We start from the raw sequence: 14,153 nt of genomic DNA, 5'->3' as shown, positions 1-14,153 counted from the left end.
CGCTTGCCCGGCGGGTCGCACCGCCGCACCTTGAGGCCATGCCCCGCCGTGCCGCCCTCGTGATCCTCGGCCTTCTTGCCCTGCCTTTCGTGCTCTATTCGGCGGGGTTCGGCCTGCGCGGGCTGACGGCCGACCTGTCGGAAGACACGCGGTTCTTCACCACGCCGCTTCCCAACGCATTGATCTTCACCCACATGGCCACCGGCGCCCTCGCGACCTGCCTCGCGCCGCTCCAACTGATCGAGCGTATCCGCATCCGCCGTCCGCGCGCCCACCGCGTGCTCGGCTACGTCACGCTGGGTGCCGCGACGATCACCGGGATCTGCGGCCTCGGCTACATCGCGCTGAAAGGCACGATCGGCGGGACGCTGATGTCGGCGGGCTTCGCGCTCTACGGGGCGCTGCTGCTTCTGGCCGCAGCGAACACCGCCTATCATGCGCTCGACAAGGACCGGGCGCGGCATCGCCGCTGGGCGCTCAGGCTGACGGTGCTGGCGCTCGGCTCCTTCCTCTATCGCCTGCACTACTGGGTCTGGTATGCCGCGACCGGGGGCGCGGGGTCGAACGCGGCCTTCACCGGCCCCTTCGACCTTTTCAACTTCGCAGGGTTCTACCTGCCCTACCTCGCCGCCCTCGAACTCTGGCTCAGACAGGAGCGCCGATGACCGCCCTCGCCGTCTTTACCACCATCGACTCGGAGGACGCCGCCCGCGCCCTCGCCCGCCGCGCGGTGACCGATAGACGCGCCGCCTGCGTGCAGATCACCGCCATCTCGTCGGTCTACGAATGGGACGGCGTGCAGGAGGATGCCGAATGGCGCCTGCTGTTCAAGACCACGCGCGAAGGCTACGACGCGCTCGCCGCGCTGATCCTCGAGACGCATTCCTACGACGAACCGGCGCTCTGGGCGCACGAGATCGACGCGGGGTCCGAGGGCTATCTCGGCTGGATCGAAACGAGTGTGGCCGCGCCCGGCCGCCCCTAGGGTGGGCAATCTGCCCATCCCCGCAAGGAAGGCCCGCCCATGCTCTCCTACCAGCACGCCTACCACGCCGGTAACCCGGCGGACGTGCACAAGCACGCCGCATTGGCGTGGATGCTGTCCTACCTCACGCGGAAGCCGAAGCCGCTGAGCTATCTGGAGACCCATGCCGGTCGCGGGCTATACGACCTGACCGGCGCCGAGGCGCTGAAGACCGGGGAGGCGGCGGCGGGGATCGGCCGGGCCGAGGCGGCCTTCGCCGCCGATCATCCTTACCGCGCCGCGCTCGCGGCGATCCGGGCCCGTCATGGCGACGCGGCCTATCCCGGCTCGCCGCTCCTGGCGGCGACGCTGCTGCGCGCCGAGGACCGGTTGCACCTGGCCGAACTGCACCCGGCCGAGCATGCGGCGCTGGCGGAGACGCTCGGCGCCGATGCGCGTGTGCGGATCCACCGACAGGACGGGACGGACCTCGCCCGCAGCCTCTGTCCGCCGACGCCGCGGCGCGGGCTGCTGCTCTGCGATCCGTCCTGGGAGGTGAAGCGGGACTACGAGGACATCCCGAAGCTCTTCGCCAAGCTCGCGCGCGCCTGGAACGTCGGCATCCTGGTGCTGTGGTACCCGGTGCTCGAAGCGGCGCCGCACCGACCGATGCTGGAGCGGCTGGTCCGCGACCATCCCGGCGCGCTGCGCCACGAGGTCGGCTTCCCGCCGGTGCGGCCGGGGCACCGGATGCGCGGCTCGGGGCTCTTCGTCGTGAACCCGCCCTACGGGCTCGATACCGCGCTCGCCGCAATCGGCCGAGCGATGGCGGCAGCGACCTAGGGAGGCTGGACAAGACGCCCCGCGCGCGTCACGCTGCCGGGCAGCCGGTCCCGTCCGGCCGCTTTCGGGCTGCGCGCAGGGAGGCGTCCATGTCCATGAGACTGATCTTCTGGGCCTCGCGACCGGACGCCGCCTGGCTCGATCCGGCGGATACGCCGGTGGCGCTCGGCGCGCTGACCGTGCGCCTGTCCTCAGAAGGCGTGCTCGCCGAGCTCCTGCCGGTGGCCGAGCGCATCGACGCGGTGCTCGCGCATCGCTACGATCTGACACGCCGGGAGGCCGCGGAGATGCGGCGCATCTGCGAGGACGTGGCCGCGCGCCTGCCGCCGGGCTGCGATTACCAGAGGCTGGTGGCGCAGCACGTCCCGGCCGAGGAACGTGCGGCCTTTGCACATTGCCTCCTGCACGTCGCCGCAGCCGGGCGCGGCCCGCGGGCCGCCGCGTCGGTCGCCCGCACCTTCGGCCTGCCGGACGGCGCGCTCGCCTCTGCCGACATTGCCTGAGGGCGGTTTGCGCCGCCGGGCACGCGGTCTATATGACCCTTCATGTTCGCTGATCTTATCAACCGCCTCACGGCGCCCGCCCCCGCGACATTGCCCGACGACGACGCGCGGCTCGCCCTGACCGCCCTGCTGGTGCGCATCGCACGCTCCGACGGCGACTACGATTCCGACGAACGCGCGCGGATCGACCGTATCGCCGCCACCCGCTACGGACTGCCGCCCGAGGAGGCCACGGCGCTGCGCGGCGAGGCCGAGGCGCTGGAAAGCGAGGCGCCGGACACCGTCCGCTTCACCCGAGCGATCAAGGACGCGGTGGCCTACGAGGACCGCATGGGCGTGATCGAGGCACTGTGGTCCGTGGTGCTCGCAGACGGGGTTCGAGACCCCGAGGAGGATTCGCTCCTGCGGCTGGTGTCGAACCTCCTGGGCATCTCCGACCGCGACAGCGCCCTCGCGCGTCAGAGGGTGGAAGCGCGGGGCTGACCACGGCGTCCGCGCCGGAGGGCCTGTCAGGGGGCGCTGCCCCCGTCGCCGCCAGTGGCGGCGACTCCCCCGGGATATTTTCGGGCAGATGAAGCCCCGGAGCGGCAAGGAGGGGGAGCGGCGGGGACGACGGGCCGGCACGGGTGGTGCCCGGGAAACGGGCTGACGCTTCGTCAGAGAGCATGTCGTGGCGGCATTCCGGCCGGAATGCACGTTGCAATGCCCGGCCCTTTCGCTCCATGCTCCCCCGGACCGACAGGAAGAGAGCGCGCGACAGCCCCCCGTGACCGAACCCGTCATCGCCATCCGCGACCTGCACAAGAGCTATGGCTCGCTCGAGGTGCTGAGGGGGATCGACCTGACCGCGCGCGCCGGCGAGGTCGTCTCGCTCATCGGGTCGTCGGGATCGGGCAAGTCGACGCTGCTGCGCTGCGCCAATCTCCTGGAGGACAGCCAGCAAGGCGAGATCCGCTTCAAGGGCGAGCCGGTGACCTGGCGCGGCGAGGGCCATGACCGGCGCCCCGCCGACCGGAAACAGGTCATCCGCATCCGCACGAACCTGTCGATGGTCTTCCAGCAGTTCAACCTGTGGTCCCACATGACCATCCTGCAGAACGTGATGGAAGCGCCGGTCACCGTGCTCGGCCGCGACCGGTCGGAGGCCGAGGCGGCGGCGCGCGACTACCTCGCCAAGGTCGGCATCGGCGACAAGTGCGAGGCCTATCCCGCACACCTTTCGGGCGGCCAGCAGCAGCGCGCGGCGATCGCGCGCGCGCTGGCGATGGAGCCCGAGGCGATCCTCTTCGACGAGCCGACCTCCGCACTCGACCCCGAGCTGGAGCAGGAGGTGGTCCGCGTCATCAAGGCGCTCGCCGACGAGGGCCGCACGATGATCATCGTCACCCACGACATGAAGATGGCGCGCGACGTGTCCTCGCATGTCGTGTTCCTGCACCGCGGGCTGATCGAGGAAGAGGGCGCGCCGGACGACCTGTTCGGAACCCCTCGCTCCGAGCGGCTGCGCGGCTTTCTAAGTTCCACCCACGGGGCGTAGACCCCCGCAAAATACCAGGGAGACCATTCATGAAAACGCTTCTGACCACCGCCGCGGCGCTGTCGCTTGCCGCCTCGGCCGCCCTCGCCCAGGACGTGATCCGCATGGGCACGGAGGGCGCCTATCCTCCGTACAACTTCATCAACGATGCCGGCGACGTCGACGGTTTCGAGATCGAGCTCGGCAACGAACTGTGCACCCGGGCCGAACTGACCTGCGAATGGGTCACAAACGACTGGGATTCGATCATCCCCAACCTGGTGTCGTCGAACTACGACACGATCATGGCCGGCATGTCGATCACCGACGAGCGCGACGAGGTCATCGACTTCACCCAGGATTACTACCCGCCGACCGAGAGCGCCTATGTCGCCACCTCCGAGGACGCCGACTGGGAAACCGGCGTGGTCGCCGGCCAGGCCGCGACGATCCAGGCCGCGCACGTGGCCGAGGGCGACGCCGCGCTGATCGAGTTCGCGACGCCCGAGGAGACGGTGGCGGCGGTCCGCAACGGCGAGGCCGACGCGGTCTTCGCGGATTACGATTACCTCAAGCCGCTCGTCGACGCCTCGGGCGGCGAGCTGGTCTTCGTGGGCGAGCCGGTGCCGCTTGGCGACGGGATCGGCATGGGCCTGCGCGAGAGCGACACCGAGCTGAAGGAAACCTTCGACGCCGCCATCACCTCCATGAAGGAGGACGGCACGCTGAACGAGATGCTCGTGAAGTGGTTCGGAGAGGATATCGGCCAGTATTGAGCGCCAGGGGGGGTGTGGGCGGATCGCCCGCCCCGCGGCATGCCCGCGATGTGGAGCCTTGACCAGACCTTCGAGACGAGCGCCGGGACTGTCGTGGCGCGTGTGGCGGGTGACGGCCCGCCGCTCGTGCTGGCGCATGGCTGGCCGTGGTCCTCCTACAGCTGGCACCGCATCACCCCGGCGCTGGAGGCGCGGTTCCGCGTCCACGCCTATGACATGCCCGGCTTCGGCCGATCGCAAAAGGACGGGGCGCGGCCGCCATCGATCGACGTGCAGGGCGAGGTCTTCTGCGAGATGCTGGACCATTGGGGCCTCGATGCGCCGCGCGTCGTCGCGCACGATTTCGGCGGCGCGGTCACCTTGCGCGCGCATCTTCTCCGCGGGCGTGACTACACAGCGCTCGTGCTGATGAACGTGGTCGCGATGCGGCCCTGGGGATCGGACTTCTTCGAACACGTCAAGCGCCATGTGGACGCGTTCACCGGGCTGCCGCCGCATATCCACAAGGCGGTGGTCTGCGCCTATATCGACAGCGCGCTCGCCCATCCCATCGCGCCCGACGATTACGACGGCCTCGACGCGCCGTGGCTGACACCGGACGGTCAGACCGCCTTCTGGCGGCAATTCGCGCTCGCGGACGAGCGCTTCACCGCCGAGATGGAGGATCGCTACGGCGACCTGCGCTGCCCCGCCTCGGTCCTCTGGGGCGCCGACGATCCTTGGATTCCGCTCGCGCGCGGCGCGGCGCTGGCCGAGCGGATCGGCGTGCCGCTGACCCAAATGGACGGGCTGGGGCACCTGCCGCAACTGGAGGATCCGCCGCGCGTGGCGCGGGCGATCCTGTCCCGGCTGGAGGGCTGAGCGATGCCTGACTGCACCGATCCCGCCAGCCTCGAGGGCCTCGCCTGGCTCGCCTGCTACCTGACGACGGGCAAGCACATGGCGTTCTACGGCGCCTTCGGCACCGTTCTGCTGCTGCTCGCCGTGACCGCGCCCGCCGCCCTCGCCTTCGGCTTCGGCGGCGCGAGCCTGGCACGCTCGCGCATCGCACCGCTGGCGTGGATCGGCAAGGGCTACATCGCCATCGTGCGCGGCGTGCCCGACATCGCCTTCTTCCTGTTCTTCGTGATCGCCCTCGACCAGGCGTTCGAATGGGCGCGCCACCAGATCCGCTGCGGCCACTGGGACCAGCCGATCTGGCAGGGCAACGACTTCGTCGTCTGCCCGCAGGCCAAGCTGCCGCTGTCGACCGCCGACCAGTGGATCCACGAAGTCTACGGCTTCGCGCTCGCGGTGCTGACCTTCGCCATCGTCTTCGGCGCCTTCGCCGCCAACGTCCTTTACGGCGCGATGCGGGCTGTGCCGCGCGCGCAGATCGAGACCGGGCACGCCTACGGCATGACCGAGGCACAGGTCTTCCGCCGCATCGTTGTCCCGCAGATGTGGGTCTACGCGCTGCCGGGCCTGTCGAACCTGTGGATGGTGCTGATCAAGGCGACGCCGCTGCTGTTCCTGCTTGGCGTCGAGGACATCGTCTACTGGGCGCGCGAGCTTGGCGGGACCAAGACGCCGCAATTCACCTCCTACCCGCACGGCGACTGGCGGATGTGGTATTTCCTCGGGCTTCTGGTCTTCTATCTCGCCTTCACGCGCGTCTCGGAGGTCGTGCTCGCCCGCGTGACCGCGCGCCTCACCCGCGGGCAGGCCACCCTCGCCGGCGAGGCCCAGCGCAAGAGGGCCGCGGCATGACCATGCGTCCCACCCCACCCCCTGCGCGCCGCGCCCCTGCTTCTTCTCGTTCCAAATACTCACATCGCACCGCTTCCGGCGGGAGGACCGCATGAGCTGCTGGGAGACCGTCGCCGATTACGCCTTCCGCTCGCTCGGCTATGGCGAGCGGCTACTGCCGCGGTCGGAGTTCACGCTCTGCCAGCAGGTTACGCTGATCGGCTCGGGCATGATCTGGAACGTCTATTTCGGCACGCTGGCGCTTGTGACTGGGTTCTTCCTGGCCACCGCGGTGGCGCTCGGCAAGGCGTCGGCGCATCCGCTGATCCGCAAGCCGTCGGAATGGTTCATCTTCCTCTTCCGGGGCTCGCCGCTCTTCATCCAGTTCTTCTTTGCCTATTTCGCCTTTCTCAGCCTGAAATCGGCCTACCCGTTCTTCGATCCGTTCACCTCCGCCTGGCTCGGCGCGACGATCGTGCTGTTTTTCAACACCGCCGCCTATTCGGGGGAAATCTTCTACGGCGCGCTGCAATCGGTGCCGAAGGGCGATCTGGAGGCGGCGGATGCCTACGGCTTCTCGGGCGTCACGAAGTTCCGCAAGATCACCTGGCCGACGATGCTCCGGCTGGCCTGGCCGGCCTACACGAACGAGGCGATCTTTCTCTTTCACGCCACCGCGCTGGTCTTTTTCACCGGCTTTCCGGCGCGCCAGCAGAAGGGCGACGCGCTCTATTACGCCAGCTACTTCGCGGACAAGACGTTCAACCCGTTCGTGCCCTACCCGATCCTTGCGGCCTACTTCATCCTGCTGACTCTGGTAATCATTTCGCTCTTCGGGCTGGTGAACCGGCGGCTGAACCGGCATCTTCCGCAGGATGGACGCGCGCGGCTTCGGCTTCGCCCGACGCTCGCGCGCTAACGACAAGGACCCAAATGGCCCGCACCGACCAGATGAAGACCTTCCTGCGGAAGAACCCGCAGATCCGCACGATCCGCGCGGCGGCGGTGGATCTCAACGCCCAGCCGCGCGGCAAGCGCGTGCCGACGCGCTTTGCCGATAAGGTGATCGAGGACGGCACGCGCTTTCCGATGTCGGTGCTGAACCTCGACATTTGGGGCGAGGATATCGACGACAGCCCGCTTCTGTTCGAGAGCGGCGACCGCGACGGGATCCTGTGGCCCACCGAGCGCGGCTTCATCCCGATGCCGTGGCTGGAGGCGCCCTCGGCGCTGCTGCCGATCTGGATGTTCCACGAGGACGGGCGCCCCTTCGACGGCGATCCGCGCCATGCGCTGCGCGCGGTGCTGGGGCGCTACCGGGCCAAGGGGCTGACGCCGGTCGTGGCCTGCGAGCTGGAATTCTTCCTGATCGACGATTCGGGGCGCAACCTCGAAGTGCCGATCAGCCCGCGCTCGGGCAAGCGCCGCAAGGCGGCGGAGACCATGTCGATCCGCACGCTCGACCAGTTCGACGTGTTCTTCACCGATCTCTACGACGCCTGCGAGGAGATGGACATTCCCGCCGATACCGCGATCTCCGAGGCGGGGCTGGGCCAGTTCGAGATCAACCTGATGCACGGCGACGACGCGCTGCGCGCGGCCGACGACGCCTGGCTCTTCAAGATGCTGGTGAAGGGAATGGCGCGGCGGCACGGCTTTGCCGCCTCGTTCATGGCCAAGCCCTACGAGGATTATCCCGGCTCGGGCCTGCATACGCATTTCTCTATCCTCGACCGCGACGGGCGCAACATCTTCGACGACGGCGGGCCGAAGGGAACGGATGTCCTGCGCAGCGCGGTGGCGGGATGCCTCGAGGCGATGTTCGACTCCACCCTGATCTTTGCGCCGCATCTCAACTCCTACGACCGGCTGGTGCCGGAGGCGCACGCGCCCACCGGGGTCTCCTGGGCCTACGAGAACCGCACGAGCGCGATCCGGGTGCCGTCCGGCAACCCCAAGGCGCGGCGGATCGAGCATCGCGTGGCCGGGGGCGACGTGAACCCCTACCTGCTGCTCGCGGCGATCCTCGGGGCGGCGCTCGACGGGATCGAGCGCGGGGCGGAGCCGCCCGAACCGATCACCGGCAACGCCTACGCGCAGGGGCTGCGGCAGATTCCGTCGGATTGGGAATCGGCGATCGACGCCTTCGAGGCGAGCCCGATCATCCCGCGCATCCTGCCGGCGGAACTGATCCGCAACCTGCTTCTGACCAAGCGGCAGGAGGTGTTCTACATGAACCAGCTGAGCCCCTCCGAGCAGGTGACGATCTACCTCGACACCGTGTGAGCGCGCGAGGTGGGCAGATTGCCCGCCCTGGGGTGCGGGGGCCTGACCGGTCAGGCCCCCGCTTGCCCCTGCGCCCGCACACGACTACGGTACGCGCGAAACGCAAACGCGGTGATCCATGAAAATCGGAATCCTGCAGACCGGGCTCGTGCCCGACAGCCTCTCCGCGCGGTGGGGCCAATATTCGGACATGTTCGGCGCCCTGCTTACCTCCCGCGGCTTCGACACCGAAGCCTGGAGCGTGGTCGAGAACGAGTTCCCTCCGGGCCCCGAGGCTGCCGACGGCTGGCTCATCACCGGCTCGCGGCACGGCGCCTACGAGGATCACGCGTGGATCCCGCCGCTCGAAGAACTCATCCGTGACATCCACGCCAGCGACCGCCCGCTCGTCGGGGTGTGCTTCGGCCACCAGATCATCGCGCAGGCCCTCGGCGGCACGGTCGAGAAATACCCCGGTGGCTGGGCCGTCGGTGCGCATACCTACGAGTTCGGCGACGGGCCGAAGACGATCAACGCCTGGCACCAGGACCAGGTCGTCGCGCGGCCCGAGGGCGCGCAGCTCGTCGCGACGAACCCGTTCTGCGAGAATGCCGCGCTGCTCTACGGCGACAGCATCTACACGGTGCAGGCCCACCCGGAGTTCGACGACGCCTTCACCCAGGCGCTGATCGACGAGCGCGGGCCGGGGATCGTACCCGACGCGCTTCTCGAAGGCGCGCGCGCCAAGCTCGGCGCGCCCAGCGACCGCTTGTCGGTCATCGACCAGTTCGAGCGCTTCTTTCGCACACGGCGGCTGACATGAACGAGTGGATCGCAACCCTGCCGCAGGCCGCGCAAGACTACCTCGAGGGCCGCCGGCTCGACGAGGTGGAGTGCATCATCGCCGACCTGCCGGGCATCGCCCGCGGCAAGGCGGTGCCGGCATCGAAATTCGCCCGGCAGAAATATTTCCACCTGCCGGATTCGATCTTCTACCAGACCATCACCGGCGACTGGGGAGAGGCCGCCGACGAGGACGAGGGCTTCATCGAGCGCGACATGATCCTCTACCCGGACATGGCCACCGCCTCGGCCGCGCCCTGGACCGGCGACTGGACGCTGCAGGTGATCCACGATGCCTTCGACCGCAAGGGCCGGCCGGTGGAATGCGCGCCGCGAAACGTGCTGCGCCGGGTGGTCGACCTGTTCAAGAAACAGGGCTGGCAGCCGGTCGTGGCGCCGGAGATGGAATTCTATCTTGTCGCCCGCAACGTCGACCCGGCCAAGGACATCGCGCCGATGATGGGCCGCTCGGGCCGCCCCGCGGCGGCGCGGCAGGCCTATTCGATGACCGCCGTGGACGAGTTCGGCCCGGTGATCGACGACATCTACGATTTCGCCGAAGCGCAAGGCTTCGAGATCGACGGCATCACCCAGGAGGGCGGCGCCGGCCAGCTCGAGATCAACCTGCGCCACGGCGACCCGGTGCGGCTCGCCGACGAGGTGTTCTTCTTCAAGCGGCTGATCCGCGAGGCGGCTTTGCGGCACGACTGCTTCGCCACCTTCATGGCCAAGCCGATCGCCGAGGAACCCGGCTCGGCCATGCACATCCACCATTCGGTGAACGATCTGGAGTCGGGCAAGTCGATCTTCTCGGGGCCGCAGGGCGGGGAGACGGACGCCTTCTTCCACTTTATCGGCGGGATGCAGACGCATCTGCCCTCGGCGATCGCGGTGCTGGCGCCCTACGTCAATTCCTACCGCCGCTACGTGCGCGACCACGCTGCGCCCATCAATCTCGAATGGGCGCGCGACAACCGCACGACGGGCATCCGCATCCCGCTGTCGGGACCCGAGAGCCGCCGGATCGAGAACCGGCTCGCCGGCATGGACTGCAACCCGTACCTGGGGATCGCCGCGTCGCTCGCCTGCGGCTACCTCGGGCTGATGGAGGAGCGCTGGCCCTCCAAGCAGTTCAAGGGCGATGCCTACGAGGGCGAGGGGGACATCCCGCGCGTACTCGGCCAGGCGCTCGACCTCTTCGACGGGGCGAGTGCGCTGCACGAGATCCTCGGGCCGGAATTCGCCCGGGTCTATTCCATCGTGAAGCGAGCGGAGTACGAGGAGTTCCTGCAGGTGATCAGCCCGTGGGAGCGCGAGCACCTGCTGCTCAACGTCTGAGCGTGCGGCACCGGGCGGGAGCGAGGGGCCGGCCCCTCGCGCTCCCCGGAGTATTTTCGACGAGAAGAAGAGAGGGGCGCGGCGCATGGACCTGCTCTATGCCAATGATCGTCATGGGGAATATCCCGAGAGCTGGTACGCGGCGACGGCGGAGCCGCTGGCACGGTTGCCGGCGCTCGCGGGCGAGACGCGGGCGGATGTCTGCGTGGTCGGGGCAGGCTATACCGGGCTTTCGGCCGCGCTGCACCTTGCGGAAGCGGGCCTCGACGTGGTGCTACTGGAGGCGCAACGGGTGGGCTTCGGCGCGTCCGGGCGCAATGGCGGGCAACTCGGGTCGGGGCAGCGGGCGGACCAGGTGAAGCTGGAGAAGATGGTCGGGACGGCGCCGGCGCGGGTGCTGTGGGATCTGGCCGAGGATGCCAAGCGGCTGGTCAAGGACCTGATCGCGCTGCACGGGATCGACTGCGATCTGCGCCCCGGCGTGGCCTGGACCGCGTCGTCGGACGGCGACGTCGCGGATCTGCACGCCTATGCGCGGCACCTGGCGGAGCGCTACGATTACCACGCGATCGAGACGCATGGGCGCGAGAGCTGGCGGGCGATCTGTCCTTCGCCGGATTATGCCGGCGGGATCGTCGACATGGATGCGGGGCACCTGCACCCATTGCGGCTGGCACTCGGGCTGGCGCGCGCGGCCGAGCGGGCGGGCGTGCGGATCCACGAGGGCAGCCATGTGCGGAAGGTCCTGCCCGGCACGACGGCGCGGGTGGAGACGGATGGCGGCGCGGTGCGCGCCGATCAGGTGATCCTCGCCGCCAACGGCTATCTCGGCGGGCTGGAGCCGGGGGTCGCGGCCCGGGTCATGCCGATCAACAACTTCATCGTCGCGACGGAGCCGCTGGGCGCGCGCACGGCGGAGGTGCTGACGCGCGACATCGCCGTGGCCGACGCGCGCTTCGTGGTGAACTATTTCCGCCTCAGCGCCGATGGCCGGCTGCTGTTCGGGGGCGGCGAGAGCTACGGCTACCGCTTTCCGCGCGACATCCGGGCGACCGTGTCGAAACCGATGCTGAAGGTGTTCCCGTCGCTGAGGGACGTGCGGCTCGACTATGCCTGGGGGGGCACGCTGGGGATCACCATGACCCGGATGCCCTATCTCGCGCGGCCGGCGCCGGGGGTGCTGTCGGCCTCGGGCTATTCGGGTCACGGGCTCGGCACCGCGATCCATGCCGGCAAATTGATGGCGGATGCGGTGCGCGGGGAGGCTTCAGGCTTCGACACGCTGTCGGCGGTGCCGGCGCGGACCTTCCCCGGCGGCGCTGGCCTGCGCTCGCCGCTCCTGGCGCTCGCGATGTCGTGGTACGCGCTGCGCGACCGGCTGGGGCTGTAGCGCCACGCCCCTCTGCGGCACGTGCGCGCCCCGCCCGATATCGCTTGGCGGACAGTGCCTTCCCGGCATATGACAATTGAAGGGTAGACGAAGGACGGTACCATGACCCAGATCCCCGACATGCACGACGCGGAGCCGATCCCGGCGGAGGCGCGTGACGAGATCGACCGTCTGCTTCGGTCGGGGGACCTGTTTCGCTACACCGCGCCCGAGGCGAGCCCGGTCGCCGTCCTCGAAGAGGAATTCGCGGCGCATCTGGGCGCGAAATACGCGCTGGCGGTGTCGAGCTGTTCGGCCGCGCTGTTCCTGTCGCTGAAGGCGCTGGGGTTGCCGCGCGACGCAAGGGTGCTGATCCCGGCCTTCACCTTCGCGGCGGTGCCGTCCTCGGTCCTGCACGCCGAGTGCATCCCGGTGCTGTGCGAGGTCGGCACCGACTATCGGATCGACATGCGGGATTTCGAGGCCAAGCTGCCGGATGTCGACGCGGTGATGATCAGCCACATGCGCGGGCATACCTCGGACATGGACCGGATCATGGCGCTGAGCGAGGCGCGCGGCGTGCCGGTGGTCGAGGACGCGGCGCATTCGCTGGGGACCACCTGGCACGGCCGCAACATCGGCACGATCGGCAAGATCGGCTGTTTCAGCTTCCAGTCCTACAAGCTGGTCAATGCCGGCGAGGGCGGGCTGCTGGTGTCGGACGATCCCGACATCATGGCGCGCGCCGTCATCATGTCGGGCGCCTACGAACACAACTGGAAGAAGCATCCGGTGCTGCACCAGTCCTTCGCCCGCTGGCAGAACAGGCTGCCGCTCTACAACACGCGGCTGTCGAACCTGTCGGCGGCGATCATCCGGCCGCAGATCCCCCTGATCCAGACGCGTGTCGCCAAGGGCCGGCGCAACCACGACCTGGTGGCGGCACAGCTCAACACCTCGCCCTGGATCTCGGTGCCCGAGAAGCTCGGGCCGGAGGAGCGGGCGCCGGATTCGCTGCAATTCAACCTCAGCGGCATGAGTGACGACGACGTGCGGGCCTTCGCCGCCGCCGCCGAGGCCGCGGGCGTCAAGGTGCAGGTCTTCGGGCTGAGCGAGGACAATGCGCGCGCGTTCTGGAACTGGACCTTCATCGAGGATCTGCCGGAGCTTCCGAAGACCCGGGCGATGCTGCAGCGCGCCTGCGACACGCGGCTGCCGGCCCGGCTGACGCCGGCGGAGTGCGAGGCGGTGGCCGGTGTGCTGGTCGCCGCGGCCGAGCACGTCATGCGGCCGGCGCGCGCCTACGGCACCTGAAGCGCGGCGGGGCGGCGGCCCGATAGGGCCCCGCCGCCGGCCTTACTTGTTCATCTTGGACAGCTTTTCCTGCAGCTCTGCCAGCTGTTTCTTGATGGATTCGAGATCCTCTTCTTTCTCCTCCCCTTCCGGGGCGGGCCCGCTCGGCCATCCCGGGGTGTTGCCGGTCATCGCCTTCAGGAAGGCCTCTTGCTGCGCCTGAACCGCCTCGAACCCCGGCATCTTCGTCATAGGGTTCATCTGATTCATGTTCTCCACCCATTTTTCCTGGCTGGAGCGGAAGGCGTCGAACGAAGCGGCAAGAAATTGCGGGACCATGGACGTCGCCTGAGTGGTGTAGCTGCGCACGAGATCGGTGAGCACGTTGATCGGCAGAACGCTTTCGCCACGGCTCTCGTGTTCGGCGACGATCTGCAGCAGGTATTGCCGGGTCAGGTCGTCCCCGGACTTCAGGTCGACGATCTTCACCTCGCGGCCGTCGCGGATGAAGCCGGCGATATCCTCGAGCGTGACGTAGTCGCTCGTCTCCGTGTTGTAGAGACGACGGCTGGCGTAGCGCTTGATCAGCAGCGGCTTGTCGGCGTCGGGCAAGGCAGGTTCCTCCGGACCAGAGCAGGTGCAGAAAAGTCTAGGCGCAGGGCCGCGCCGGGGGCAAGCGTTGTGATGCAGCCTGCGGTGGCGGAACGGATTTTCC

General features: G+C 68.7%; 16 protein-coding genes. 15 read left to right on the top strand and 1 reads right to left on the bottom strand.

Annotated elements, in window-relative coordinates:
* The first annotated feature begins 38 nt into the window (after positions 1-38).
* From F3H57_RS16705 to F3H57_RS16635, 15 genes are all read left to right on the top strand, one after another.
* Positions 39-665 carry a DUF2306 domain-containing protein gene (locus tag F3H57_RS16705; protein ID WP_149757126.1) on the top strand — a complete coding sequence of 209 codons (627 nt, stop codon included), beginning with the start codon at positions 39-41 and terminating at the stop codon, positions 663-665.
* Entirely contained in the window at positions 662-985 is a 324-nt protein-coding gene (gene cutA, locus F3H57_RS16700; RefSeq protein ID WP_149757123.1) for a divalent-cation tolerance protein CutA, read from the top strand. Before F3H57_RS16705 ends, cutA begins: the two co-directional genes overlap by 4 nt.
* A gap of 39 nt (positions 986-1,024) precedes the next feature.
* On the top strand, positions 1,025-1,807 hold the full coding sequence (locus F3H57_RS16695; protein ID WP_149757121.1) for a 23S rRNA (adenine(2030)-N(6))-methyltransferase RlmJ: 783 nt from the start codon (positions 1,025-1,027) through the stop codon (positions 1,805-1,807).
* Between the two features lie 89 nt (positions 1,808-1,896).
* Entirely contained in the window at positions 1,897-2,310 is a 414-nt protein-coding gene (locus tag F3H57_RS16690; protein ID WP_149757119.1) for a tellurite resistance TerB family protein, read from the top strand.
* 42 nt (positions 2,311-2,352) lie between these two features.
* On the top strand, positions 2,353-2,793 hold the full coding sequence (locus F3H57_RS16685; RefSeq protein ID WP_149757117.1) for a tellurite resistance TerB family protein: 441 nt from the start codon (positions 2,353-2,355) through the stop codon (positions 2,791-2,793).
* 283 nt (positions 2,794-3,076) lie between these two features.
* The gene (locus tag F3H57_RS16680) at positions 3,077-3,847 is read left to right on the top strand and encodes an ABC transporter ATP-binding protein (RefSeq protein WP_149757115.1); all 771 of its coding nucleotides are present in this window, start codon (positions 3,077-3,079) and stop codon (positions 3,845-3,847) included.
* Between the two features lie 29 nt (positions 3,848-3,876).
* Positions 3,877-4,602 (top strand): transporter substrate-binding domain-containing protein, encoded by a 726-nt coding sequence (locus F3H57_RS16675; protein ID WP_149757113.1) that lies wholly within the window; start codon positions 3,877-3,879, stop codon positions 4,600-4,602.
* A 48-nt stretch (positions 4,603-4,650) separates the two neighbouring features.
* On the top strand, positions 4,651-5,463 hold the full coding sequence (locus F3H57_RS16670; protein ID WP_223163112.1) for an alpha/beta fold hydrolase: 813 nt from the start codon (positions 4,651-4,653) through the stop codon (positions 5,461-5,463).
* 3 nt (positions 5,464-5,466) lie between these two features.
* Positions 5,467-6,351, top strand: coding sequence for an ABC transporter permease (locus tag F3H57_RS16665; protein ID WP_149757109.1), 885 nt, complete (start codon positions 5,467-5,469; stop codon positions 6,349-6,351).
* 91 nt (positions 6,352-6,442) lie between these two features.
* Positions 6,443-7,249: an ABC transporter permease gene (locus F3H57_RS16660; RefSeq protein ID WP_149757107.1), complete on the top strand. Its 807-nt coding sequence runs from the start codon at positions 6,443-6,445 to the stop codon at positions 7,247-7,249.
* A gap of 32 nt (positions 7,250-7,281) precedes the next feature.
* Positions 7,282-8,616, top strand: coding sequence for a glutamine synthetase family protein (locus tag F3H57_RS16655; protein ID WP_149757266.1), 1,335 nt, complete (start codon positions 7,282-7,284; stop codon positions 8,614-8,616).
* A 118-nt stretch (positions 8,617-8,734) separates the two neighbouring features.
* Positions 8,735-9,418, top strand: a complete 684-nt coding sequence (locus F3H57_RS16650; protein ID WP_149757105.1) for a type 1 glutamine amidotransferase — start codon at positions 8,735-8,737, stop codon at positions 9,416-9,418.
* The gene (locus F3H57_RS16645; RefSeq protein ID WP_149757103.1) at positions 9,415-10,776 is read left to right on the top strand and encodes a glutamine synthetase family protein; all 1,362 of its coding nucleotides are present in this window, start codon (positions 9,415-9,417) and stop codon (positions 10,774-10,776) included. Before F3H57_RS16650 ends, F3H57_RS16645 begins: the two co-directional genes overlap by 4 nt.
* A gap of 85 nt (positions 10,777-10,861) precedes the next feature.
* A complete protein-coding gene (locus F3H57_RS16640; protein WP_149757101.1) occupies positions 10,862-12,166 on the top strand; it encodes an NAD(P)/FAD-dependent oxidoreductase in 1,305 nt (434 codons plus the stop codon).
* Positions 12,167-12,268: 102 nt separating this feature from the next.
* Positions 12,269-13,459, top strand: coding sequence for a DegT/DnrJ/EryC1/StrS family aminotransferase (locus tag F3H57_RS16635; RefSeq protein ID WP_149757099.1), 1,191 nt, complete (start codon positions 12,269-12,271; stop codon positions 13,457-13,459).
* A 42-nt stretch (positions 13,460-13,501) separates the two neighbouring features.
* Here the strand turns inward: F3H57_RS16635 and phaR are convergent, their stop codons facing one another.
* Positions 13,502-14,050: a polyhydroxyalkanoate synthesis repressor PhaR gene (phaR, locus tag F3H57_RS16630; RefSeq protein ID WP_149757097.1), complete on the bottom strand. Its 549-nt coding sequence runs from the start codon at positions 14,048-14,050 to the stop codon at positions 13,502-13,504.
* Between the last annotated feature and the right edge of the window lie 103 nt (positions 14,051-14,153).

Source organism: Roseivivax sediminis (assembly GCF_900112685.1).
Taxonomy (GTDB): Bacteria; Pseudomonadota; Alphaproteobacteria; order Rhodobacterales; family Rhodobacteraceae; genus Roseivivax; species Roseivivax sediminis.
Note: the sequence above shows the minus strand (reverse complement) of the source record. Positions and strands in the feature narration are given on the sequence as shown.

Coding starts and splice junctions, on each gene's coding strand:
- F3H57_RS16705 (WP_149757126.1), top strand. CDS start 39: ATGCCCCGCCGTGCCGCCCTCGTGATCCTCGGCCTTCTTGCCCTGCCT.
- cutA (WP_149757123.1), top strand. CDS start 662: ATGACCGCCCTCGCCGTCTTTACCACCATCGACTCGGAGGACGCCGCC.
- F3H57_RS16695 (WP_149757121.1), top strand. CDS start 1,025: ATGCTCTCCTACCAGCACGCCTACCACGCCGGTAACCCGGCGGACGTG.
- F3H57_RS16690 (WP_149757119.1), top strand. CDS start 1,897: ATGTCCATGAGACTGATCTTCTGGGCCTCGCGACCGGACGCCGCCTGG.
- F3H57_RS16685 (WP_149757117.1), top strand. CDS start 2,353: ATGTTCGCTGATCTTATCAACCGCCTCACGGCGCCCGCCCCCGCGACA.
- F3H57_RS16675 (WP_149757113.1), top strand. CDS start 3,877: ATGAAAACGCTTCTGACCACCGCCGCGGCGCTGTCGCTTGCCGCCTCG.
- F3H57_RS16670 (WP_223163112.1), top strand. CDS start 4,651: ATGTGGAGCCTTGACCAGACCTTCGAGACGAGCGCCGGGACTGTCGTG.
- F3H57_RS16665 (WP_149757109.1), top strand. CDS start 5,467: ATGCCTGACTGCACCGATCCCGCCAGCCTCGAGGGCCTCGCCTGGCTC.
- F3H57_RS16660 (WP_149757107.1), top strand. CDS start 6,443: ATGAGCTGCTGGGAGACCGTCGCCGATTACGCCTTCCGCTCGCTCGGC.
- F3H57_RS16655 (WP_149757266.1), top strand. CDS start 7,282: ATGAAGACCTTCCTGCGGAAGAACCCGCAGATCCGCACGATCCGCGCG.
- F3H57_RS16650 (WP_149757105.1), top strand. CDS start 8,735: ATGAAAATCGGAATCCTGCAGACCGGGCTCGTGCCCGACAGCCTCTCC.
- F3H57_RS16645 (WP_149757103.1), top strand. CDS start 9,415: ATGAACGAGTGGATCGCAACCCTGCCGCAGGCCGCGCAAGACTACCTC.
- F3H57_RS16640 (WP_149757101.1), top strand. CDS start 10,862: ATGGACCTGCTCTATGCCAATGATCGTCATGGGGAATATCCCGAGAGC.
- F3H57_RS16635 (WP_149757099.1), top strand. CDS start 12,269: ATGACCCAGATCCCCGACATGCACGACGCGGAGCCGATCCCGGCGGAG.